Genomic DNA, 23,608 nt, shown 5'->3' with positions numbered 1-23,608 from the left:
TATGGCTAAGGGGAGTGGCCAGATAACATTTCTTTGGCTTGGGTAAATGCCTCTACTGTGGAACTAGGCACCACTAAATAGCCCAATCGTAGGCTGGGTAGTAAGGTCTTACTAAAGCTCCTCATGTAGAGTACAGGTGTATTTTCTCCCATCCCCTGGAGCGCCGCGACGGGTTTATGTTGGAATGAAAATTCACTGTCGTAATCATCTTCAATTATCCAGCAGCTTGCCTCTGTCGCCCAATCCAATAATTTGATTCGTTCACCAGCAGGCATAACACCACCCATCGGGTACTGATGTGTTGGAGTGGTAAAAAGTAACTTGGCTTGGGTTGCACTATTGACCAGCTTATCAACATCCAAGTGCTTATCTTTCAGGTTCGCTGGTACGAGCTTTGCTCCAACAGATTGGAAAGCTGCTCGAGCACGGCGATATCCCGGATTTTCTATATAAACCTTGTCTCCCTGGTTAATCGCGACTAGTGCACATAGATTCAGGGCCTCCTGAGCTCCATTGGTAATAATAATTTGTTCAGCGTTACAGCGAACTCCCCGGGAGTTGCGCAAGTATTCAGTAAGTGCCATACGCAAAGGTAAATAACCTTGGCTTTGCCCGTAACCTGTGAGAGCTAACCTGGATTGGTGGCGGCGGTATAATTTGTTCCAAATAGTGAATGGAAATGCGCTTAGATCCGGTAGGCCGGGGGTGAAGGGGAGAGATTGATCTTCACTTTTCTCACCCCAAGATAATGTCTGTGCAAAATCACCATAGTGAGAAAGTGATGGCAGGTACCTATTCCTCTGTGCTTGCCAACCTTGCCTGTGTGTTTTCTTTGTGTAGGCCGGTAATTCGGGAGATACAAATACGCCTTTCCCTGGATGGCTGGTAAGGAAGCCCTCCGCTTTCAGCTGGTCCAGAACTAATGTCACTGTATTGCGGCTGATAGAGAGGGATTCTGCCAACCGGCGCGAGGAGGGGAGCTTGGTACCAGCAACCAGCCGGCCGTTGCAGATCCAATCTACTAATTGCCGATACAATTGTTCCTGTAGCGGCTGGCCTGATTTGAGAGTTAGGTCTGTAAGCTCGGCGCTACTCAAAACTGGCACCATAAAATAGTTAATACTGGCGCTTATCAGCGTACCAGCAAGATCCTACATTGGCGATATATATTTCATACCAGAGTGAATTAAAGGAGGTTTTATGAATTTGCATTCGCCAATCTCTGATGAATTGCCAACCTCAGCGAAGAGTCGTGTACGTCGTGCCCCGAAACGTGCCAGTTATCGGCGAGAGGATGTTTATAAGCTTGTCGACGAGCTAAAACTGGGCCATGTCGGTTTTATTGAAGACGGTGAAGTCATCATTATTCCCTTAACCATTTGGCGCCTGGGGGAGTTTTTGTATTTTCACCTGGCTAACAAGAGCCGGCTACAAAAACTGTTGGAGGCTGGAGAACAGGTCTGTATTTCATTTGCCCGCTGCGATGAGTGGGTACTGGCCAAGTCAGCTTATCATCACAGTGCTAATTATCGCTCTGCGGTATTGTTTTGCCGAGGTGAGAGAGTCAAAGAGCAGCGGGAATTTGATGCAGTTTTTAAAGCGATTATTGACGATATAGAGCCGGGGCGCTGGGATCAGGTGCGTCTCCCCAGCCTACAGGAGCGGAAGGGAACAGCTTTGATGCGCCTGACCATCGAGGAAGGGGCTTTCAAAAGCCGAACTGGCGCACCATCAGATAATAAAGAGGACTTGGCTCTGCCTGTATGGAGTGGGGTCAAGCCTGTGTGTCCGTTTCGTTAATGCTTGATGTAGCAGCGTAAAGGAACACTTATAGGGCCTCTGTCATCACTTTTAATGCGATTTGAATGACCTCCTGTTCACTGGCTTCGATATCGGGGATCACACCCTGTCCTTCCCAGTTGGGGCGGCTGCCGGCAATCGTAGAAACCGGGCGTTTATCTGGGATACCGATTTCAAAGCCATAGGGGAGGGTTTGGGGTGACTCCATCATATGTGCCCCACCGGCGCTGGCATTACCGACAATCGTGGCTCGGCCCAGCTGTTGTAGTGCGAAGGCGGTACTCTCAGATGCAGAGAAGGATCTCCCATCAATCAGAATGACCATTGGTCTGTCACTCCCATAGCTGGGCCAGGGTTGAGGTGAAATACGTTTCGGTATTTCTCTCCCCTTGCGGCTTTCAATAACAAAGGGAAAGGGAGAATGGGGATCAATAAATGACTGCAGAACAGCATTGGCGGTTTCTTCGTCTCCGCCGCCATTACTGCGTAAATCGAGTATTAGGCCCTCGCTGTGGCGAAGCAGGGTGAAAGCCGCAGCGAGGGTTTGGCGGGCATTTTTATAGGTGTGGAAAGAAGAGAGGGAAAGGTAGCCAATGTTACCGGGAAGAATCTCAATTTTCTTAACGCCGTAGTTATTGATGGGCGCTTCAGCCTGCCACTGTTCAATCCAATTGTGGGCTTCTTTTTGGTTATCTATATGCTCTATATAGAAATGCTTATCACCGGAAAGGGTGCGAATTTCTTTGGTAAGTGCGCTGGCGAATTGTTGGTAGTCACTACAAAGATGATTAAAGTGTTTGGATTCTGCCAGTCTATTGAGTTGAGCGGATAGCGCCTGTCCTTTTTCCTCCAATATATAGTGCTTCTGAATAGCTACTGCAGCAGCTTTAATAACCGGGCCTGTCTCAAACTGGCAGGAACTCATTGCGCCGGAACTTGCCGCGAGAGACATGGAAAAAAAACTGATTAATACCGCTAAACTCATCTTGAGTTGGCGTTTCATATTTATGTAGCCTCTATTGATAGATTTTCTTGTATCCGCTCTAAATAAGGACGTTTCTCTAAAGCTTGAATTGTTTGATTGAGCAGCTCTGATAGTTCTGTCGGTAATTCGCTATTGAGGGACTGCTCAGCTTCCCGAGTTGCTATCCACTGCTGTTTTAGCTTGGGTATCAACGCACTGCCTTTGCGGGTCAAGCGTATTTTGCGCTGGCGAGCATCTTCTCCAAAAGAGGTCTGTACCAGCCCTTGTTTAATCATGTCTTTTACAGTTTGACTCACTGCGGGCTGGGAAATATGGGTGCTCGCTACCACCTCACTAATGGTTATATCTCTCTTGTGGATAAGTGCACGCATTATCGGGGTGTAGCGGGGTTTGTAATTCTCCAGGCCACAGGCCCTATAGCTCTCTGCTACATCGCCATCCAGTAATTCCAGAATGTGACGAAGCTGAGTCCCCAGTTGGCTGTATTTCATAAAAGCTGTTCCATAAGCACTTATATAAGTGACTATATAATTTTTGGCGAACTTTTCAAGCTTCTTTGCCGCTATTCATCACCCCGCACAAATTCTTTGGCGCTTTTTTTGCATTGTGTGGCGAGTTTGGCGGGTTTTGTGTGAAATGGATTTTTGAACAAAGAGCTGAAATTTAAATTTCATATTTCATTCATCGAACTTTAGGAATTAACCGCCAATCTTTGCGCCGCGTGATCTGTGTCAGGTACGAGTGAAGAGAACATTATGAAAGAGATTGGCTTGGCTGCCCTTGCAGCCCTGGGGTTACCATTTTTGGCTGAAGAGGTCCAAGCCAGCGACCTCATTATTTCTGAATATATCGAGGGCAGTAGCAATAATAAGGCCCTTGAAATTTACAATGGCACGGGTGCAGCGGTTGACCTCAGTAGCTACAGCATTGAACTTTACTTCAATGGCTCCTCTGCGGCGGCTTCAACCATCGCCCTAAGTGGCAGCTTGGCAGACGGCGATGTTTACGTATTCGCCCACGCCAGTGCTGATTCCTCAATCCTGTCAGTAGCCGATCAGATTTATACCAGCGGCCTGTTTAACGGGGATGATGCGGTTGCCCTGAGTGGCCCCAATGGATATGTGGATGTTATCGGCCAGATCGGTGTTGATCCCGGTAGCCAATGGGGCGATAACAGTCTGGGGACCCAAAATCAAACCTTAATTCGCAACTGGAGTGTGAGCGAAGGCCGTGTTGATGGCAGCATGGATTTTAACCCAGCTTCAGAGTGGTCCAGCTTGGGCCAGGACGACTTTTCCAACCTCGGCTGGCACAGCGAAGACGGCACTGGTGGTGGAGATGACGGCGGTGATGACGATGTTGTTCTCGGCGATTGCGGAGATATTTCTACGTTAATCAGCCAGGTTCAGGGTGATGAGTTTGAAAGCGCTCTGGAGAATGAGCGCCACGAAATTGAAGCGGTTGTTGTTGGTGATTTCCAAGATACCAGCACCGGCCTTTCCGGCTTCTTCCTGCAAGAGGAAGACAGTGATCAGGATGGCCAGATAAATACCTCTGAGGGGTTGTTTGTACACGACAAAGGCTTCGGTGTAGATGTGCAAGTCGGGGATTTGGTTCGCGTCGGTGGTGTGGTTACTGAATACTATGACTTTACCGAGTTAGATGAGGTAGATGGCGTTACGGTTTGCGGTAGCGGCTACAGTGTGACTGCCGAGGAAGTCTCCCTGCCGTTTAGTTCTGCCGAAGAGCAGGAGCAATACGAGGGGATGTTGGTTGAGTTCCCGCAAGCCCTGATGGTGAATGACCACTATAACCTGGGGCGCTATGGTGAAGTCACCCTGGCCAATGGCCGTCTCTATATTCCCACCCACAACAATGAGCCTGGGGTTGCAGCCGTAGCACAGGAAAGTGCAAACGATCTGAATAGGATTGTGCTGGACGATGGTTCCAGTGTGCAGAACCCGGAAGCTGTGCCTTATCCCGTCTCCGGCCTCAGTGCCAGCAATACCTTACGCAATGGCGATACGGTAGAGGGGTTGCGCGGAGTAATGGGGTATAGCTACAGCGCCTACCGAGTACATCCCGTGGAGGCGCCAGAATTTGTTGCTGCCAACCTGCGTGATAGCGCTCCACAATTACCGGGTAAGGGCAGTTTAAAGATCGCCAGCTTTAATGTTCTGAATTATTTTAATGGCGATGGTTATGGCGGCGGTTTCCCTACCTCCCGTGGGGCTGATACTGAAGAAGAATTCCTGCGCCAGAGAAATAAAATTATCTCCGCTATTTTAGGCCTGGATGCCGATGTAGTTGGCTTAATGGAAATTGAGAACGATGGCTACGGTTCGGAAAGTGCTATTCAGGATTTAATTAATGGTCTTAACGCGGCTACTGGCAGTGAAAACTATCAATTTATTAATCCAGACCTGGCTCAACTGGGCACCGATGAAATTACTGTGGGGCTGATTTATCGCAGCGATCGGGTAATGCCTATAGGCGCTGCTGCGACAACTGATAGCTATCCCTTTGATGACGGTAACCGCCAACCACTGCTGCAGGCTTTTGCCGAACTATCAAGTGGTGAAGAGCTGGCCGTGGTGGTCAATCACTTTAAATCAAAGGGAAGTTGTCCTGACGATGGCAGTTTGAACGATGATCTGGGTGATGGACAGGGCTGCTGGAACTCGCTGCGCACCGAAGCCGCAGATGCCCTGGTTTCATGGATTGATTCTGACCCGACAGGTAGCGGCACCGATCGTGTTCTGGTGCTCGGTGACCTCAATAGCTACGCCCGTGAAAACCCAATTAGCACTCTAAAGGACGCTGGTTACGCTGATTTGTTGGAGGTTTTCGGTGAAGGAGAAGCTTACTCCTATGTCTACAGCGGTGAGTCCGGCTACTTGGATCACGCCCTCGCCAGTGAATCACTGGCTCCTTTGGTAACAGGTGCGGCCGATTGGCATATCAATGCCGACGAGCCTCGGGTGCTGGATTACAACATCGAGAATAAAACCGATGAGCAGGTGGAGAGTTTCTACTCGACTGATGCATTCCGCGCTTCAGATCACGATCCGCTTGTGGTTGAGTTGGACCTGGGGGCAGATAACCAGGAGCCGGTTGCCGGGTTTGAGTGGGGTGTTGAAGGCTTCGAAGTGAACTACTTCGACAGCAGCGTCGATACCGATGGCACTATCGTTAGCTGGGCCTGGGATTTTGGTGATGGCACTACCAGTACTGAGCAAAACCCCAGTCATAGCTACGATGCAGCAGGCACTTATTCTGTAATTCTCCAGGTTGAGGACGACCGGGGAGCGATCTCCACCGTTGAGCAGCTTGTACAGGTTGATGAAGTTGTTGAGCTTCAGGCTGACTTTAAAGTGCACAGTTTCCTGCGCTGGGTGTGGGTTGAAGAGCGCAGTAGTTACGATGGTGACGGTAACCTGAGCTATGAGTGGGACTTTGGTGATGGCACCAGCCGCTCCGGCCCCATGGCACTGCATCGCTATGCCACCGGTGGTAGTTATGAAATTACCCTGACTGTGAAAGACGATTTCGGTAATGAAGATAAAGCCTACCGTGAAATTGAGATTCGCAAGCCGTTTTGGCACTGAGATGGATATCAACAACAATAAATAATTAACTCCACATATTGAACGGTCGGATATTAAGGCAAGAGATATTCGGCCGTTTTCTTTCCTCCCCGCGTTAATTGCGTATTTTTCTTCTTTACCTTCGTGGGTATATGCCCGAGTGTTTCACTTCCTCGTTTTCATATTGGTAGCCCGGCAAGGCTCCATTGCGAGTCATTAAAATCTTTTTTATATGGACCATTGGAGGGGAAAGTGTTTGTGCGTGCCCGATCCCTGAATTGGAAAAAGACTTGAGCAAAGTGCCTAAGATGTCTTTCTGGAGTATTGAGGTATCATTGGGGACTATCGGAGACGTATCAAAATAGATAAATATTTAATGCAAGGAGTGTCGTTTTCAGTCAGCGTGTGTTTTATTGCTTCAGGTAAATCAGTTACTAGTGATCGGCGAAGCTATTAAACCACTGGGGGAGACATAGTTTGCAGGCATTTAAGACATTGGAAGGTTTAAGCCTGGAATGGACCGGCACACACTATTCAAAACAAGGTGATTTCCCCGACCTTTCTACCCACACGGTAACCTATGAAACCGCGACACATTGTTATGTTACGGCGTCGGGAGAGTTAGTTGGGGAGGCTTCATATACCTATGAAGCCATGGACGATAGGATGGCGGCGTTGATTTATCGGCCTGATATATATCAGGGGCGAAAAGGTGTGATCCTTTATGCGATGCTCGATTTTGTACAGATGATGGATCGCGCCATTATTCTCTATCAGGATCGGCCACTAGCGCTGGCAAATGGCAGTTTTCAGGTGGTGAATACCCCTGTGCGACCTACAGCCTGAAAATTGAAAAATAAGGAAAATGGTGAGCTTATGAGAGAGTGCGAGAAAATTAATTATATTGAGTTGCCCTCCAGGGATTTGGGTAAGACAAAAGCATTCTTTACCGAGGCTTTTAATTGGACTTTTACCGATTACGGTCCGGAGTACACCGCTTTTTCAAATGCTGGATTGGACGGTGGCTTTTTCAAGGCAGAGTTGCAGAGCACTACTGAAAATGGATCTGCATTAGTGGTGTTATACAGCCGCGACCTGGAGGGTACCCTGGAAAAAGTCACGCAATGCGGAGCCGAAATAGCCAAGCCAATTTTCCCGTTTCCCGGTGGCAGGCGCTTCCATTTTAGGGAACCTTGCGGCAATGAATTTGCGGTTTGGTCTGATGTGGAGTCTGCGTAGAGGCGTTTACAGAAAAAGCCCCTGATTTTACTCGGAGGCTTTTGGGAGACTGGCAACCGTTTCTATTAAGCTTCGAAATCAGTACCCAGCTTCTTTTCCACCAGCTGCTTTTTCAGGGTGGCGTACTGGGGAATGCCATTTTTGTAGGGAGGGTAATCCTCGCCTTGAATTAATGGCAGCAGGTACTTGCGTCCCTCTTCAGTAATTCCAAAGCCATCTTCGCTGATATATTCGCGCGGCATAAATTTTTCTACGTTGGCGACTTCAGACAGCGGCGCCTCTGCGATGGACCAGCTGTACTCTTCACCTTCTGCGCGAATAATGGCTGGCATAATGGCATTTTTGCCTGCTACAGCCATTTCCACTGCGGCGCGACCTACGGCGTAGGCTTGCTCAACGTCGGTAGCAGAAGCGATATGGCGGGCGGCGCGCTGGAGGTAATCTGCCAGGGCCCAGTGGTACTTCAGGCCGAGTTCGCTTTTGACCATGTTGGCCAGGGTCGGTGCAACACCGCCCAACTGCTTGTGACCAAAGGCGTCGGTGGTGCCGGCATCGGCAAGGAAGGTGCCGTCGCCGTACTGGGCGCCTTCGGAGGCGACGATAACGCAGTAGCCTTTCTCGTCTACGGTCTTTTGTACCTTGGCGAGAAACTTCTCTTTATCGAAAGCGATTTCCGGGAACAGGATAATGTGGGGTGCATCGCCTTCCTGTTCTTGGGCCAGAGCGCCGGCAGCGGCAATCCAGCCCGCGTGACGGCCCATCACCTCGAGAATAAATACCTTGGTGGAAGTAGCGCACATGGAGGCCACGTCCATGGCCGCTTCCTTGGTGGAAACGGCAACATATTTGGCAACGGAGCCAAAGCCCGGGCAGTTGTCGGTCAGGGGCAGGTCGTTATCCACAGTTTTGGGAATATGGATGGCCTGGATTGGATAACCCATGGTCTCGGACAGTTGGGATACTTTCAGGCAGGTGTCTGCGGAGTCGCCACCACCGTTGTAAAAGAAGTAGCCAATATTGTGCGCTTTGAAGACTTCGATCAGGCGCTCGTATTCTGCGCGGTTCTCTTCCAGGCTCTTCAGTTTATAGCGGCAGGAACCAAAGGCACCGGAGGGGGTGTGGCGCAGTGCAGCAATATCCTCTGCGCTCTCTTGGCTCACGTCGATCAGCTCCTCGCGCAGCGCGCCGAGAATACCGTTTAGCCCTGCGTAGACATTGCCAATCTGGTCCGGGTTTTCACGCGCAGCTTCAATTACGCCGCAGGCGGATGCGTTGATCACGGCGGTAACGCCACCGGACTGCGCATAAAAGGCGTTCTTTTTCGACATGGTTATCCTGTGCTTATAGAGATATAGAGAAGTATCCCGATCCGGTAATCCGCCTCGCATCTAGTTTTAAACATTTGTGCCAGTGGGGATAACCGGGAGCTCGTATCGGGTGTCGACCCTTTCGGGAAAATTCCTACCACCGTACCGGGGATGAGGCCGACCAATGCGGGGGCGGAGTCTAATGGAATAGCGAGTAAATTGCATGGTAATTGGGGTATTTGGCAATTACTGGCCCGATTTGCCGTGTTAAGCTTGCGCCGCAACCCGTAGGAGTACATTTTTCCGCTATGCATATTCATATTCTAGGTATTTGCGGCACATTTATGGGCAGTTTGGCCCAACTGGCGGTGGCGGAAGGGCACCGCGTAACCGGCAGTGACGCCAATGTTTATCCACCTATGAGCACCCAGTTGCAACAAGCGGGTATCCAAATTACCGAGGGCTATGATCCCGCACAGCTGGAGCCCGCCCCGGACCTGGTGATTATTGGCAATGCTATGTCCCGGGGAAATCCGGCAGTAGAGGCGGTGTTGGAAAAAGGGTTGGCTTACACCTCTGGCGCCCAGTGGTTGTGCGATCACTTCCTGGGTGGCCGCTGGGTATTGGCGGTTTCCGGAACTCACGGTAAAACCACCACCGCCAGTATGCTGGCCTGGATTTTGGAAGCGGCAGATATGCAGCCCGGCTTCCTGATTGGTGGGGTCCCGGCTAATTTTGGTGTCTCTGCTCGTTTGGGAGAGTCTCCCTTCTTTATTGTTGAGGCGGATGAGTATGACACTGCCTTTTTCGACAAGCGTTCCAAGTTTGTGCACTACCGCCCGCGCACGGTGATTATCAACAATCTCGAATTTGACCACGCAGATATCTTTGAGGACCTGGCGGCAATCCAGAAACAATTCCATCACCTGGTACGAACTGTGCCTGCTAGCGGCTTGATAGTGGCCTCTGCCGAAGAGAATGTAGAGCAGGTGCTTGATAAAGGCTGCTGGAGTGAAGTACAGCGGGTTGGCAGCGAGTCTGCCGATGGTGTGCGAGTGGGTGATTGGTGCGCAGTGGATATTGCCGCTGATGGCAGCAGCTTTACGGTTCAGTTTAAAGGCGAAGCTGTGGCGCGGGTCGAGTGGGACCTGACCGGGCAGCACAATGTGCAAAATGGCCTCGCGGCTATGGCTGCGGCGCGGCATGTGGGTGTCACCCCAGATTTGAGTGCGGCAGCTCTGGCACGCTTCCAGGGGGTTAAACGCCGTATGGAGTGCTTGGGAGAAGTGGCCGGCATCCGTGTTTACGATGATTTTGCCCATCACCCCACCGCGATTGAATCCACCCTCAATGGCCTGCGGGCGAAGGTTGGGGAGGATAAAATCATTGCCCTGATTGAACCGCGTTCCAATACCATGCGTATGGGAGTGCACCAGGGCAAGCTGGCCGACTCCTGCTCCGGGGCCGATATGGTGCTCTGGTATCAGCCTGAGGGAGTTAACTGGTCCCTGGAAGACGTCGCCCACCACTCATCGGTGCCGGCCAAAACTTTTGATTCGATTGAAGATGGTGTGGAATCTGTGTTGCAGCTAGCCGATTCCGGTAGCCATATCGTAGTGATGAGCAACGGCGGCTTTGGCGGTATCCACCAGCGCCTTATCGGTGCCCTGGAACAGAAATACGATCTCTAAGTCAGAAGACTAATGTTTCCTGCGCAGCCCTATGCTCGCAGGGCTGAATAAGGTATCGACTTTGCATCAATCCCCTTTCGAGAAGACCGTGACCCTGGCTATGACCGGGGCTTCCGGTGCCCAGTATGGTTTGCGCCTGCTTCAGTGCCTGCTGGCTTCGAATGTGCGCGTATGGCTGCTGCTGTCCGAGGCGGCTCAGGTGGTCATCAACACCGAAACTAATATGCAGTTGCCGGAGGGCGATGAACGCGAGTTGCAGAATTTCCTCGCTGATCGTTTTGCCGCGCAGGAAGGTCAGCTAACTCTGTTCAGCAAGCGCGATTGGTTTTCCCCGGTGGCTTCTGGAACCGGGGCGCCAGCCAGTATGGTGATCTGCCCGGCAAGTGGTGGCACCCTGTCCGCGGTGGCCTGCGGAGCATCGAACAACCTGATTGAGCGGGCTGCGGATGTAGCCCTGAAAGAGCGCCGCCAGCTCATTCTGGTTCCCCGCGAGGCGCCTTACTCAGAGATTCACCTGGAAAATATGCTGAAACTCACCCGCATGGGGGCCATGATCCTGCCGGCCAGCCCTGGCTTTTACCAGAGGCCCAGTTCGGTAGAAGATATTGTGGACTTCGTGGTGGCGCGGTTGCTCGACCAGTTGGGCATCGAGCAGAAGCTGTTGCCCAGCTGGGGAGAGCAGGATGGGCAATGAGATAAAACCGAGTATTACGATTCACTACTGTGTGCAGTGCAACTGGATGTTGCGAGCCACCTGGATGGCCCAGGAATTGCTGCACACTTTCGCCGATGACCTTAATCAGGTTGCATTGCAACCGGGTACTGGGGGAGTATTCGAGATTCGGATTGGCGAAATTTTGATCTGGGAGCGCAAGCGTGACGGCGGCTTTCCCGGTGCTAAGGAGCTCAAACGTCGCGTCAGGGATACCCTGTTTCCCGAACGCGACCTGGGGCATATCGACAATCCCTGAAAAAAGTTCCAATAAAACGGTGCGGTGGCAAATTTTAGGTTTGCTAATTCATCGCATAGGCGAACAATATGCGCGCCGCAATGCGGCCAGTTTTTAGTTTGGAAAGAAGCGGAAATTTATGCTGTCAGCTTTACAGAAGTCTTATGAATACTTGGTGACCAAGCGGCCCGCTGCGGTGTTGGTGGTTATCGGCCTGTTAACCCTGCTGGCAGCCCTCGGATTGTCCCGCCTGAAGATCGACGCCTCTGCCGATTCCCTCACTCTGGAAGCTGATAAATCCCTGGATTATTTCCGCGAGATTTCCGAGCGCTATGCCAGTGGCGACTTCCTGGTCGTCACTTACCGCTCCAAGACTGGGGACCTGTTCAGTGATGAGTCCCTGGAAACCCTGGGCAAGTTGCGGGATGAATTGGCCAAGGTAGATGGTGTGTCCAGTGTGCAGAGCATTCTCGATGTCCCACTGCTATACAGCCCCAAGCTGGTTCTCACCGATATCAGCGATGAGGTGCGCACGCTCTCCAGGCCCGATGTCGACCGGGATATGGCCCGGCAAGAGTTCCTTTCCAGTCCGATTTATCGGGAGTTGATCCTGAGTCCGGACGGGCAGACGACGGCCATACTGGCGAACCTGAAACTGGATAGCCGTGGCATCGAGATGGTGCGCGAGCGGGATGCTTTGCGCAGCAAGCGCAATACAGAGGGACTGACTCCGGAAGAGGCCGTTCGCCTGGAGGAGATCAGCGCGGTCTATCTGGCCCACCGTACTGAGCAAGAGAAAATTGCCCACCAGCGCGTCGATACCGTGCGCGCAATTCTGGCTGGCTACAACGGCGAAGCGGAGCTGTTCCTCGGTGGTGTCACTATGATCACCGCCGATATGATTTCGTTTATTAAAAGCGACCTACTGGTATTCGGTGTGGGGATCCTCGCTTTTATCGTGATTACTCTGTTGCTGATTTTCCGCCAGCCGCGCTGGGTGCTGTTGCCGCTGATGACTTGTGTTACCACTGCGGTGGTGATGCTGGGGCTACTCGGCTGGCTGGACTGGCGACTGACAGTGATCTCGGCCAACTTTGTCGCACTGCTGTTAATTATTACCTTGGCAATTACCATCCACCTGGCGGTGCGCTACCGGGAATATATTGCCCAGAACCCGGATTGGGATCTTGAAAAGCTGGTATTGCAGACAGTGCGCTTTATGGCCAAGCCCTGCCTGTATACCGCACTGACCACCATCGTGGCTTTTGTGTCCCTGGTGGTGAGCGGCATTCGCCCGGTTATCGATTTTGGCTGGATGATGACGATGGGTGTGACTGTGGCTCTGCTGCTGTCGTTCCTGATTATTCCCAGTTTCCTGATGGTGCTGCCGAAGCGTGTGGGCAGTGTAAGTGCAGATAACTCCCACGCATTTACCCTGCAGTTTTCCCGCTTTGCTGAGCGCCACAAGTTTGTGGTGCTAGGTATTTCACTGCTGGCAGCCGTCGTGAGTGTGGTGGGTATATCCCAGCTGAAAGTGGAAAACCGCTTTATCGATTACTTCGATGATTCCACGGAAATTTATCAGGGCATGCTGGTGATTGACCGCCGCCTGGGTGGCACTGTGACCTTGGATATTATTCTGGATCAGCCCGAGGAGCAGGAGGCAGCTTTCGAGGGAGAAGAAGATCCCTTTGCGATGGAAGCAGAGGAAGATCCCTTCGCTGTAGAAGAGGACCCCTTTGCCTCCGATGATCCATTTGGCGGTGAAGATGAGTCAGTGGAGCAGAGCTACTGGTTTACGGTTGCCGGTTTGGCAAAGCTGGAGCAGCTGCATGATTACCTGGAGGAGCAGCCGGAGATAGGTAAGGTTCAATCTCTGGCGACCCTGTATAAAGTTGCCGTGGATCTGAATGGCGGTCCCCTCAATGACTTTGAGCTGGCGGTGGCCAATACCAGCCTGCCGGCCGAAATTCGCTCCGTTCTGGTAGACCCCTATTTATCTGTGGAGAACAACCAGGCTCGTATCACCCTGCGAGTGATGGAGACAGACCCCACCCTGCGTCGCGATGAGCTGATCCAGCGTATCTACAACTACGCTCACAATGAGATGGGCATAGCTCCAGAGAATGTTCATCAGACCGGCCTGTTGGTTCTGTACAACAATATGTTACAGAGCCTGTTTAAATCCCAGATCCTGACCCTGGGTGCTGTTTTTGTCGGAATCCTGCTGATGTTCCTGGTGCTATTCCGCTCTCTGTGGATTGCTCTGATTGCACTGGTGCCAAATATGCTGGCGGCCTGTGTGGTACTTGGTGGTATGGGGCTGGCGGGTATCCCGCTGGATATGATGACCATCACTATCGCCGCGATTACCGTGGGTATCGGGGTGGACCACGCGATTCACTACCTGTATCGCTTCCGCGCGGAGTTTGCCAAAGATGGCAATTACCTGGCGACCATGCATCGCAGCCATGCGACGATTGGCCGTGCCATGTTCTACACAGCGATCACGATTATTGTCGGTTTCTCAATTTTGGCGCTGTCGAAGTTTGTTCCGTCGATCTATTTCGGCCTCCTCACCGCGCTGGCGATGTCCGCCGCACTGTTGGGTTCCCTGACACTTCTGCCCCTGTTGCTGGTGATGTTCAAGCCCCTCGGTCGTCAGAGGCAAGCTGATAAAGTTGAGCCCGAGGCACCGATGCAGGAGGCGCCCAGCGCCTGAAGCGAAGGAATTTGAAATATAAAAAAAGCCGGGATAACCCCGGCTTTTTTATGTCTGCTTAACAGTCGGGACTCAGTCTTGGCGGCTGGTAATTTCCAGCAAGTGGTAGCCAAACTGGGTTTTGACTGGGCCATGTACCTTATGCAGCTCTTCGGAAAATACGACCTTGTCAAATTCGGGAACCATCATTCCCTTGCTGAAAGAGCCCAGGTCACCGCCGGAACGGCTAGAGGGGCACTGGGAGTACTGCTCGGCAATTTTACCGAAGTCAGCGCCGTTCTCGATTTGCTGTTTCAGGTCCTGGCACTGCTGTTCATTTTCAACCAGGATATGGCGAGCGGTTGCTGTAGGCATGAAAAATCTCCGTTTGGTCAATTTACCGCAGCAGCTTAAAGGCTGGGTGTTGGGCTTGCCAGCGACAATTACCGCAAAGTGGAAAAACTTGCTTGCAATCCAACCGGTTGGCGGTAAAAAGTCTCTTAACCTGCCGCAGAGTTCCCTAGGGCGATGTTATCTTTAGGGCACACAAAAAATAATGAGTGATGACTTTGCAACAGATACCCCTTTTTCCCCTGAGTGTCCCTCTATACCCCGGCGTGACTTTGCCCCTGCGGATTTTTGAGCAGCGCTATATTCACCTTGTCAGTGAGTCCATGAAAACCAATAGTGGCTTCGGCATTGTTTTGATTCGCTCCGGGGGCGAAGTGGGGCGCGCTTCAGTATGGCCTCTCGGTGTTTATGTCGACATCGTGGATTGGGGGCAGGGCGAGGGAGGGCTGCTAAATGTGGAGGTGAAAGGTCGGCGTCGCTTTCGCATTGTCCACACCCGTCGCGCAGAAGATGACTTGCTTCTGGGGGACGTGGAATGGATACCAGATGAAGATGAAAAGCCGATTCCAGCGGATTGCGATGGTCTTCTGTCGGTGTTGGAGGAGTTGAAGGAGCGGGCACAGACGCTATCACTTAAATTTGAGCCGGTGGAGTCTGCGGACTCACTATCCTGGCAATTGGCTCAGCTTCTGCCATTGGAAGATAAGGTTCGCACCGACTTGCTAGCGGTAGAAGATCCTCTTATTCGGCTTGCAACCATTGCCGAGAACCTGGACCGTTGGGCGCGGGAATAGCTAGATATAAAGCTGTGGGGCCCGGTAATCGGCACTTTCAACCGGGTCTCGCTGGGTTATACTGCGCGGCCGACCGGATTTTGCACGGAGAGCCAAGTGACCGCCACAGACACCGCTGATCAGCAATCCACTCGCGCCAAGCTCGAACAAATGGGGCGCGCAGCCCGTACCGCCGCCAAACAGATAGCTGCTGCGGATACCTCCACCAAAAATAATGCTCTTAAAGCCATCGCTGCCCAACTGGAGACACAGCGAGTATCTTTACTGAAGGCCAATGCATTGGATATGCAGGCCGGTCGCGAGCGCGGCCTGGATGCGGCTCTTCTGGATCGTCTGGAGCTTAACGATGCCCGCATCGATGGCATGATCGAGGGCTTGGTGCAGGTGGCAGAGCTGCCCGACCCGGTGGGAGAAGTTGAAGATTTACGCTATCGCCCCAGCGGTATTCAAGTGGGCAAAATGCGTGTGCCCCTAGGGGTGGTGGGCATTATTTATGAGTCCAGGCCCAATGTGACCATTGATGCAGCGAGCCTGTGCTTAAAATCCGGCAATGCCACAATTTTGCGTGGAGGCAGTGAAGCGCTGCACTCGAACAAGGCAATTGCCACCTGTATTACCGCCGGCTTGCGCGAAGCGGGTTTGCCGGAAACGGCGGTGCAGGTTGTCGATACCACCGATCGAGCGGCGGTGGGTGCCCTGATCACTATGCCGGAATATGTGGATGTGATTGTACCCAGGGGCGGAACCGGCTTGATTGAAAGGGTCAGTCGCGAAGCCCGGGTGCCGGTAATCAAACACCTGCACGGTGTTTGTCATGTGTATATCGATGATCGGGCTGACCTGGACAAAGCTTTCGATATCGCCCTCAATGCCAAGACCCATCGCTATGGTGTTTGTAACGCCATGGAAACACTTTTAGTTGCCGAGATGGTTGCGGCGGATATACTGCCGCGCTTGGCTGGTGCCTACGAAGACAAAGGGGTTGAATTGCGCGGTTGTGACCGGACCCGTGAAATCATTGCTCACTGTGTAGCGGCGACAGAAGATGACTGGAGTGAGGAATACCTTGCCCCGGTTCTGGCTGTGCGTGTTGTTGCGGATATGGAAGCGGCTATGGACCATATTGCCTGTTACGGATCCGGCCACACCGAGGCAATTGTCACCCAGGATTACAGTCGCAGCCGCCGTTTTATGAGTGCTGTGGATGCCAGCTCAGTGATGATTAATGCCTCAACCCGCTTTGCTGACGGTTTCGAGTACGGCTTGGGGGCGGAAATTGGTATCAGTACTGATAAAATCCACGCCCGCGGCCCGGTTGGCCTGGAAGGGCTCACTTCGCAAAAATGGATTGTGTTCGGAGATGGCCATATCCGGCAATAAGCACTTTTCCCTTTGGGGCAGCGAGTGCGGGGGGTACGAGAAATAATTGTGGCGAGCAAAAGGCATAAGTTGGCCCTGTTTGGCGGAACCTTTGATCCGATTCATCTCGGTCATTTGCGCATGGCGCTGGAGCTGCGCCAGGTGCTCGAATTTGATGAAATGCGCCTGCTACCCAGCCACCAGCCTGCCCACCGGCAGACGCCAGGTGTATCGTCCCGCCAGCGTAGCGAAATGCTGGCTCTGGCGCTTGAGGGGTGTGATGAGCTCACCCTGGATGAGCGAGAACTCCATCGTGGCGGAGCTACTTATACGGTAGATACCCTGGAGGAGCTGCGCAGTGAACTGGGAGGTGAAACCTCCATCAGTTTCTGCATGGGATTGGACTCCCTATTGAGTCTGCACCGCTGGCACCGCTGGGAGCGCCTCTTGGAGCTGGCACATCTGGTGGTGGTAACAAGGCCGGGCTGGCACCTGCCAGATCGCGATAGCGAAGAGCATGGCCCTCTGGCAGAACTGCTGGAGAATCATCGGGGCACGGTTGCAGGCTTGCATACACGAGCATGTGGTTGCCTGCTGTTGCGGGAGCAGACCATGTTGCCAATTTCCGCGACGCAAATTCGCGAATTAATTAAAAGTGGCCAGTCGCCACGCTATTTACTGCCCGCAACTGTGTTGCAGTACATAGAAGATCATCGACTTTATACAGAGGTTGCTTCAGGCGACCCGCAATGAATCAAGGTGTTATGACAAATATTAAAGATATCGCTCTCAATGCGCTGGAAGATTTGAAAGGTAAGGATATTGTTTCCCTGGATGTTTCCGGGCTTTCAGATGTAATGGACAATCTGCTGATCTGTACTGGTACTTCCAGCCGCCAGGTTAAGTCCCTGGCAGAGAACGTTGTAGACGAGCTGAAAAAAGAAGGTATTCGCCCCATTGGTGTTGAAGGTGTTGACCAGGGCGAGTGGGTATTAGTCGACTACGGTGACTTGGTTGTTCACGTGATGCTCGCAGATGTTCGCGGTTTCTACGATCTGGAAAAACTCTGGTCTATGACTCCGAATACCCGTGACGATGCCGATGGCAGTGATCCGCACCAGGGTTAATTGCTGTGAAAATCCGCATTCTTGCCGCCGGTGGAAAAATGCCGGCTTGGGTGCAGGAGGGCTACGCCGAGTACGCTAAGCGCCTGCCCCGGGAAATTGCTCTGGAAATGGTGGAAATTCCACTCGGCCAACGAGGCCAAAAGAGCTCTGCAGCCCTGATTGAAAAAGCGCGAAAAAAAGAGGGCGAGGCGATGCTCGCCGCTTTGGGACCGCGGGACCACGTGGTAGCGCTCGATGTGAAAGGCAAGCCCTGGAGTACCGAGCAGTTGTCGGCGCAATTAAGTGATTGGCAAATGCTTGGGGAAAATATCAGCCTGTTAATTGGCGGGCCCGACGGTTTATCCGAAGACTGCCTCGCCCGTGCTCGCCAGCGCTGGTCTCTGTCCCCACTGACCTTGCCGCACCCGCTGGTGAGGGTGGTTCTGGCTGAACAAATTTATCGCGCCTGGACATTATTGGCCGGCCATCCCTATCACAAATAAAATATTTGCGATAAGTCGCGAAGAGATTTGCCGACTCGGTTCTCTCTCCTGACTCGCCCTGTGTTAATGTAGGGAATTAGATTTTTTGCACGCCAGTCAAAAACCATCGAATAAATTCTGATGCCGCACGATTACCATCTCAAGGACCCCCATACCGAGCAGCGATTGTTTCGCAATCGTATGTTGGTGGCGCTTGTGGGGGTTATCTTTTTACTGGGTGTTCTCGTAGCGCGTTTCTACAACCTCCAGGTGGTTAATTACGAAGACTACCGCACTCAATCTGATGAGAACCGTATCCAGGTGCGCCCGGTCGCGCCGACCCGCGGATTGATCTACGACCGCAACGGCATTTTGCTAGCCGATAACCGCGCCAGTTATAACTTGTCGATTGTTCGCGAGCGCGTTCGCGATATGGATGTCACGCTAGAGCTGATCGGTAACCTGGTGCGACTCGATGAAAACGATGTCACCAAATTCCAGAAACGCCTCAAGCGCCGGCGCCCCTATGAGCCAGTGCCTCTCCGGTTTCGTTTGAACGAAGATGAAATCGCACGGATCAGTGTTAATCAATTCCGTATGCCTGGGGTGTCAGTGGAGGCGGAGTTGGTGCGTTACTACTCCCTCGGGGATTTATTTGCCCACAGTGTGGGCTATGTGGGGCGAATCAGTGACCGGGACCTGAGTAACTTTACCGAGGATGATGTGCGCCGCTATCGCGGTACCCGTAGCATCGGTAAGGTTGGGTTGGAACGCTCCTACGAGGACCTCCTGCTTGGTGAGGTCGGTTATGAAAATGTTGAAATTAATGCTCGTGGCCGGGTTTTACGAGTACTGGAGCGCCAGGACCCCAAACCGGGCTCGGATCTGGTGCTCAACCTGGATGCTCAACTGCAACAAGTCGCCTCTGATGCCCTGGGAGATCGTCGCGGTGCAGTAGTTGCGATCGATGTAAATAGCGGTGGCGTGTTGGCGTTTGTCAGCAAGCCGTCCTTCGACCCCAATTTGTTTGTGACCGGCATCAGCTTTGCCGACTATCGCGCCCTCAGCGATTCCCTCGATGTGCCCCTGTTTAATCGGGCGGTGCAGGGTCAGTATCCACCGGGTTCCACTTTAAAGCCGTTGATGGGGCTGGGTGGACTCCAGGCGGGCATTATTACTCGAGAGAGTACAGTCAAGGACCCCGGCTTTTACAAGCTGCCCAACGATCCGCGCATCTACCGCGACCACGTGCGCTGGGGGCACGGTGAGAAAGTGGATCTGATACAGGCCATGGCGCAGAGCTGTGACGTCTACTTTTGGGATATGGCGCACCGCTGGGATATCGATGATATGCACAGCATCGCCTCCCATTTTGGCCTGGGGACAAAGACCGGAGTCGACTTGCCCATGGAGCGCTCCGGGTTGTTTCCCTCTAGAGATTGGAAGCGCGGTGCCCGCGGTATGCCCTGGTTTCCCGGTGACAGTTTGAATGCGGTGCTGGGGCAGGGTTTTGTGTTGGCGACGCCACTGCAGCTTGCAGTAATGACTGCCACGATTGCCAATCGCGGTACCCACTACCGCCCGCAGATGGTCAAGTCGATCAACGGGGTGGAACAACCTCCCGAGATACTGCACAACCTCGAGGCCCGCCCTGATCACTGGGATTTGGTATTCGAGGGAATGGAGGCTGTAGTCAACCACCGTACCGGTACCGGGAAACGGGCAGGTAAAGATCTGGACTTCCGCGTGGCGGGTAAGTCCGGTACCGCTCAGGTGGTCGGTATTGCCCAGGGGGAGCGCTATGACTCAGAGGCCCTGCAAGAGCGCCACCGAGACCACGCCCTGTTTGTGGCCTTCGCGCCTGTGGATAACCCCCGTATCGCTGTTTCGGTATTAGTCGAAAATGGTGAGGGCGGCGGCAAGGTCGCTGCCCCGGTGGCAAGAGAGCTATTTGCGGAGTGGATGTCACGCCCGCAGTTGGAACCGCAGAAGACGGCGGATACCACTTATTTGAGCGAGGGGGCTGGCAATGGCTAGTCGCGATTTCTCCCACCGTTTGTCAGATGCCCACGGCAGTCTGCGCAAGCCGGTCAGTCTTTCCCGCCGCCTGCATATTGATATACCGCTACTGGTGCTGTTGTTGGTGTTGGCAGCCGTAGGACTTGGAGTGCTGTACAGCGCTTCTGGCGGTGATATGAACTATGTGCGGCGCCAGTCGATTTTTATGTGCGTGGCCTTCGTGGGCATGTTTATCGTTGCGCAAATTCCCCTGGATTTTTATCGGCGCTGGTCTCCCTGGGCCTATTTGGCCGGTTGTGCGCTATTGGTTGGGGTATTGTTTTTTGGCACCAAGGCGATGGGGGCGCAGCGCTGGTTGGAGATAGGCGGATTTCGCTTCCAGCCGTCGGAAGTGATGAAGCTCGGTGTTCCCATGGCAGTGGCAGCTTACCTGCATCAACGCCGCTTGCCGCCATCACTGACCACGGTGATTGGAGCTTTGGCAATTGTGGCGATTCCCGCAGCTCTTATCGTACGGCAACCGGATTTGGGGACCTCGATCCTGATTGCGGCGTCCGGTCTTTTTGCCCTGTATCTAGCTGGGTTGAGTTGGAAGATGATCAGTGCGGCGGCAATGGCGCTGTTGGTTGCTGCCTATCCAATTTGGCACTGGGGGCTCCACGATTACCAACGGCAGCGAATTTTGACCCTGCTCAACCCAGATGATGACCGTTTTGGTGCTGGTTGGAATATATTTAACTCCAAAGCGGCTATCGGCTCCGGTGGTGTTTACGGCAAAGGCTACCTGCAGGGAACCCAGTCACAGCTCGATTTCCTGCCGGAGAGCCATACCGATTTTATTATCGCGGTACTGTCGGAGGAGTGGGGCATGCGCGGCGCCCTGTTGCTGCTTTTGCTATATGTATTGATTATCGCCCGTGGCATTTACATCAGCTTTATGGCCCAGCACGTATTTGGCCGATTGTTGGCGGGGAGTATTACCCTCACTTTTTTTGTCTATGTATTTGTAAACATTGGTATGGTTACAGGATTGTTGCCGGTAGTTGGGGTGCCTTTGCCTGTGATTAGTTACGGCGGGACATCCTTGATTACATTGATGGCCGGATTTGGCTTGTTGATGGCTGTTGGCACTGAGCGGCGCAGAGTTCACTTTTGAGGAACACTGCATAGGGACAATAACCGGATTTAGAGACGCGAGATGAAGACAGGAGCGGTCGTTTTGAAGTGGACCTCGGGATTATTAATCGGGATGGGACTGGCCCTCGCCGCCTGTGCGCAGGAACCGGGTCACGGAAATAATAAACAAGCGCAAGAATTCGTAGATTATATGGTGGAAGAGCACGATTTTAATCGCGAAGAAATGCAGACTCTGATGCGTGAGGCCAAGCGCAAAGATTCCATCCTAAAGGCGATCAAACGGCCAGCTGAGAAAGCCAAGCCCTGGCACGAATATCGCAAAATGTTTCTTACCCCGCAGAGCATTGCCGGTGGGGTAGACTTTTGGGATCAAAATGCCGAGGCCCTGGCTGAGGCTGAAAAGAAATACGGTGTACCGGCAGAGATGATTGTTGCCATCATCGGAATTGAAACCCGATACGGCGGTAATATGGGCGGCTACCGGGTTTTGGATGCACTTTCCACGCTGGCATTTAACTACCCCCGTCGCTCTGCGTTTTTTACCAAAGAGTTAGAAAACTACCTTCTGCTGACTCGTGAGCAGGATATGGACCCCTTGGCTCTCAAGGGCTCTTATGCTGGGGCTATGGGCTACGGTCAATTCATGCCTTCAAGCTACCGCTCTTATGCGGTGGACTTCAGCGACGATGGCAAGGCGGATATATGGAACAACCCTACCGATGCGATCGGCAGTGTGGCTAACTATTTCGTTAAACATGGATGGAAGCCCGGTGAACCGGTCGCGGTACTGGCCAGCCCCCGCCCGAATGCGGACATGACAATCGTCAACGATACTCTGCAGCCGCAGTGGACCGTTGGAGAATTGGCGGACAAAGGCTTTAACGCTACTAGCCAGGTGGCTCCGGAAATGCCGGCCAACGTATTCTCCCTGCAAACTGAGCAGGGAAAACAGTATTGGCTCGGTTTGAATAATTTCGCGACTATCACCCGCTATAACCGCAGTCGCCTTTACGCTATGGCCGTCAATGACCTGGCCCAAGAGATTGTTAAAGCGAGAGGCGGCAAGTCTTAAGGCGGCTTCAGTCCCGCAGCTAAATTTAACCCAAATGGAGGGAACCATTTGGGTTTTTAGTGTTCATATTTTTCTATTTTATTTAGCAGTTCCAGATAATAGCGGCTTGGAGACGGCAGCAATAAGTTGTCGCGCGCCGGGGGGATTATGTTTCAGTGCAAAGCGCGTTGGGGAGTGGCCCTGGCGGTCCTGATATTAGCGGCCTGTAGTGGCCCGCAGCCAAAACCACAGAAAACCGAAAACACCAAGCAACCGGACTTTAATAGCATCAAGGATAGTGGCCCTGCTGCTCCGGTAAATATGCAAGCAGCCCCTGAGCCGATCCCTGTCCGCGAGCCGATCGGCGACGCCGGCAATAAATCCCCTTATAAGGTCAACGGTGTCACGTATCGTGTACGCAATGACGTCAAGGGCTATAAAGAGGTGGGGCAGGCTTCCTGGTATGGAACAAAATTCCACGGCCGACGCACTGCAAATGGCGAGGTCTACAATATGTATGCCATGTCTGCTGCCCATAAAACGCTACCACTGCCCAGCTATGCCAAGGTCACCAATCTCGACAATGGCCGCAGTATTATCGTGCGGGTAAACGATCGGGGGCCCTTTGTGCACGGGCGCATCATCGACCTCAGTTATACTGCTGCGCAAAAGCTTGGATACATTGATAAAGGCATTGCTCGGGTTGAGGTAGAGGCTCTGGACCCGGCCGCGTTGCCGGCGGCCAATGAAGTGCTGGCCAATAGTGATGGCACCGCTGGTTTGGCGGAAGATACGACTATCAAGTTGCCCGACAATACCTATCTGCAAGTTGGTGCTTATAGCAGTTCCGCGCAGGCCCAGGAAATTCGCACCCAATTGGCAGCGGCCATTGACTATCCTGTTGCTGTTAGTTCTGTTCAGAGTGGCGGCAAGACTTATTATCGAGTTCGAATTGGTCCACTCACCCAGCAGAGAGCTTTGGCAACAGCGCGGGAAACTGTTGAGCAGAAGCAATTTGGACAGCCACAAGTAGTTTACGAATAGTGTTG

The 23,608-nt window shown here is 52.7% G+C and carries 22 protein-coding genes; 17 read left to right on the top strand and 5 right to left on the bottom strand.

Annotation, left to right across the window (positions count from 1 at the left end; translation table 11 throughout):
- Positions 1-5: 5 nt before the first annotated feature.
- Positions 6-1,097, bottom strand: a complete 1,092-nt coding sequence (locus tag QT397_22085; GenBank protein WNZ55511.1) for a PLP-dependent aminotransferase family protein — start codon at positions 1,095-1,097, stop codon at positions 6-8.
- A 103-nt stretch (positions 1,098-1,200) separates the two neighbouring features.
- Here QT397_22085 and QT397_22080 point away from each other — a divergent pair, with 103 nt between their 5' ends.
- Complete coding sequence (locus QT397_22080) at positions 1,201-1,800, top strand: pyridoxamine 5'-phosphate oxidase family protein (GenBank protein ID WNZ55510.1); 600 nt, start codon at positions 1,201-1,203, stop codon at positions 1,798-1,800.
- Between the two features lie 28 nt (positions 1,801-1,828).
- Here QT397_22080 and QT397_22075 read toward each other — a convergent pair whose 3' ends face one another.
- Positions 1,829-2,803 (bottom strand): S41 family peptidase, encoded by a 975-nt coding sequence (locus tag QT397_22075; GenBank protein ID WNZ55509.1) that lies wholly within the window; start codon positions 2,801-2,803, stop codon positions 1,829-1,831.
- 2 nt (positions 2,804-2,805) lie between these two features.
- On the bottom strand, positions 2,806-3,276 hold the full coding sequence (locus QT397_22070) for a MarR family transcriptional regulator (GenBank protein ID WNZ55508.1): 471 nt from the start codon (positions 3,274-3,276) through the stop codon (positions 2,806-2,808).
- Positions 3,277-3,540: 264 nt separating this feature from the next.
- On the opposite strand from QT397_22070, the gene QT397_22065 reads away from it, so the two are divergent.
- The 3 genes from QT397_22065 (at position 3,541) to QT397_22055 (ending at position 7,611) form a co-directional block, all read left to right on the top strand.
- Positions 3,541-6,393 (top strand): ExeM/NucH family extracellular endonuclease, encoded by a 2,853-nt coding sequence (locus QT397_22065; GenBank protein ID WNZ55507.1) that lies wholly within the window; start codon positions 3,541-3,543, stop codon positions 6,391-6,393.
- 456 nt (positions 6,394-6,849) lie between these two features.
- Positions 6,850-7,218 (top strand): hypothetical protein, encoded by a 369-nt coding sequence (locus tag QT397_22060; GenBank protein WNZ55506.1) that lies wholly within the window; start codon positions 6,850-6,852, stop codon positions 7,216-7,218.
- A 30-nt stretch (positions 7,219-7,248) separates the two neighbouring features.
- Positions 7,249-7,611, top strand: a complete 363-nt coding sequence (locus tag QT397_22055) for a VOC family protein (protein ID WNZ55505.1) — start codon at positions 7,249-7,251, stop codon at positions 7,609-7,611.
- A gap of 65 nt (positions 7,612-7,676) precedes the next feature.
- On the opposite strand, the gene QT397_22050 is transcribed toward QT397_22055, so the two are convergent.
- A complete protein-coding gene (locus QT397_22050) occupies positions 7,677-8,939 on the bottom strand; it encodes a 6-phosphofructokinase (GenBank protein WNZ55504.1) in 1,263 nt (420 codons plus the stop codon).
- Positions 8,940-9,226: 287 nt separating this feature from the next.
- Between QT397_22050 and mpl the strand changes: the two genes are divergently transcribed.
- From mpl to QT397_22030, 4 genes are all read left to right on the top strand, one after another.
- Complete coding sequence (gene mpl / locus QT397_22045; GenBank protein ID WNZ55503.1) at positions 9,227-10,609, top strand: UDP-N-acetylmuramate:L-alanyl-gamma-D-glutamyl-meso-diaminopimelate ligase; 1,383 nt, start codon at positions 9,227-9,229, stop codon at positions 10,607-10,609.
- A 61-nt stretch (positions 10,610-10,670) separates the two neighbouring features.
- Positions 10,671-11,303 (top strand): flavin prenyltransferase UbiX, encoded by a 633-nt coding sequence (locus QT397_22040; protein ID WNZ55502.1) that lies wholly within the window; start codon positions 10,671-10,673, stop codon positions 11,301-11,303.
- Entirely contained in the window at positions 11,293-11,580 is a 288-nt protein-coding gene (locus QT397_22035; GenBank protein WNZ55501.1) for a SelT/SelW/SelH family protein, read from the top strand. Before QT397_22040 ends, QT397_22035 begins: the two co-directional genes overlap by 11 nt.
- Positions 11,581-11,698: 118 nt before the next feature.
- Positions 11,699-14,281, top strand: a complete 2,583-nt coding sequence (locus QT397_22030; protein ID WNZ55500.1) for an MMPL family transporter — start codon at positions 11,699-11,701, stop codon at positions 14,279-14,281.
- A 72-nt stretch (positions 14,282-14,353) separates the two neighbouring features.
- Here the strand turns inward: QT397_22030 and QT397_22025 are convergent, their stop codons facing one another.
- Positions 14,354-14,635 carry a peptidylprolyl isomerase gene (locus QT397_22025; protein ID WNZ55499.1) on the bottom strand — a complete coding sequence of 94 codons (282 nt, stop codon included), beginning with the start codon at positions 14,633-14,635 and terminating at the stop codon, positions 14,354-14,356.
- A 194-nt stretch (positions 14,636-14,829) separates the two neighbouring features.
- Between QT397_22025 and QT397_22020 the strand changes: the two genes are divergently transcribed.
- From QT397_22020 to QT397_21980, 9 genes are all read left to right on the top strand, one after another.
- Positions 14,830-15,405 carry an LON peptidase substrate-binding domain-containing protein gene (locus QT397_22020; protein ID WNZ55498.1) on the top strand — a complete coding sequence of 192 codons (576 nt, stop codon included), beginning with the start codon at positions 14,830-14,832 and terminating at the stop codon, positions 15,403-15,405.
- A gap of 96 nt (positions 15,406-15,501) precedes the next feature.
- Positions 15,502-16,785 carry a glutamate-5-semialdehyde dehydrogenase gene (locus QT397_22015; protein ID WNZ55497.1) on the top strand — a complete coding sequence of 428 codons (1,284 nt, stop codon included), beginning with the start codon at positions 15,502-15,504 and terminating at the stop codon, positions 16,783-16,785.
- Positions 16,786-16,833: 48 nt separating this feature from the next.
- Positions 16,834-17,517 (top strand): nicotinate-nucleotide adenylyltransferase, encoded by a 684-nt coding sequence (gene nadD / locus QT397_22010; GenBank protein ID WNZ55496.1) that lies wholly within the window; start codon positions 16,834-16,836, stop codon positions 17,515-17,517.
- Positions 17,514-17,891 carry a ribosome silencing factor gene (gene rsfS, locus QT397_22005; protein ID WNZ55495.1) on the top strand — a complete coding sequence of 126 codons (378 nt, stop codon included), beginning with the start codon at positions 17,514-17,516 and terminating at the stop codon, positions 17,889-17,891. Before nadD ends, rsfS begins: the two co-directional genes overlap by 4 nt.
- Before the next feature lie 5 nt (positions 17,892-17,896).
- Positions 17,897-18,373, top strand: coding sequence for a 23S rRNA (pseudouridine(1915)-N(3))-methyltransferase RlmH (gene rlmH, locus QT397_22000; protein ID WNZ55494.1), 477 nt, complete (start codon positions 17,897-17,899; stop codon positions 18,371-18,373).
- A 120-nt stretch (positions 18,374-18,493) separates the two neighbouring features.
- Positions 18,494-20,389, top strand: a complete 1,896-nt coding sequence (gene mrdA, locus QT397_21995; protein WNZ55493.1) for a penicillin-binding protein 2 — start codon at positions 18,494-18,496, stop codon at positions 20,387-20,389.
- Positions 20,382-21,527, top strand: coding sequence for a rod shape-determining protein RodA (rodA, locus tag QT397_21990; protein WNZ55492.1), 1,146 nt, complete (start codon positions 20,382-20,384; stop codon positions 21,525-21,527). The genes mrdA and rodA overlap by 8 nt, the downstream gene beginning before the upstream one ends.
- A gap of 42 nt (positions 21,528-21,569) precedes the next feature.
- Positions 21,570-22,580, top strand: a complete 1,011-nt coding sequence (gene mltB, locus QT397_21985; GenBank protein WNZ55491.1) for a lytic murein transglycosylase B — start codon at positions 21,570-21,572, stop codon at positions 22,578-22,580.
- A gap of 147 nt (positions 22,581-22,727) precedes the next feature.
- Positions 22,728-23,603 (top strand): septal ring lytic transglycosylase RlpA family protein, encoded by an 876-nt coding sequence (locus QT397_21980; GenBank protein WNZ55490.1) that lies wholly within the window; start codon positions 22,728-22,730, stop codon positions 23,601-23,603.
- The last annotated feature ends 5 nt before the right edge of the window (positions 23,604-23,608 follow it).

Origin of the sequence: Microbulbifer sp. MKSA007 (genome assembly GCA_032615215.1) — a bacterium.
In the GTDB taxonomy this organism is placed as follows: domain Bacteria; phylum Pseudomonadota; class Gammaproteobacteria; order Pseudomonadales; family Cellvibrionaceae; genus Microbulbifer.
Note: the sequence above shows the minus strand (reverse complement) of the source record. Positions and strands in the feature narration are given on the sequence as shown.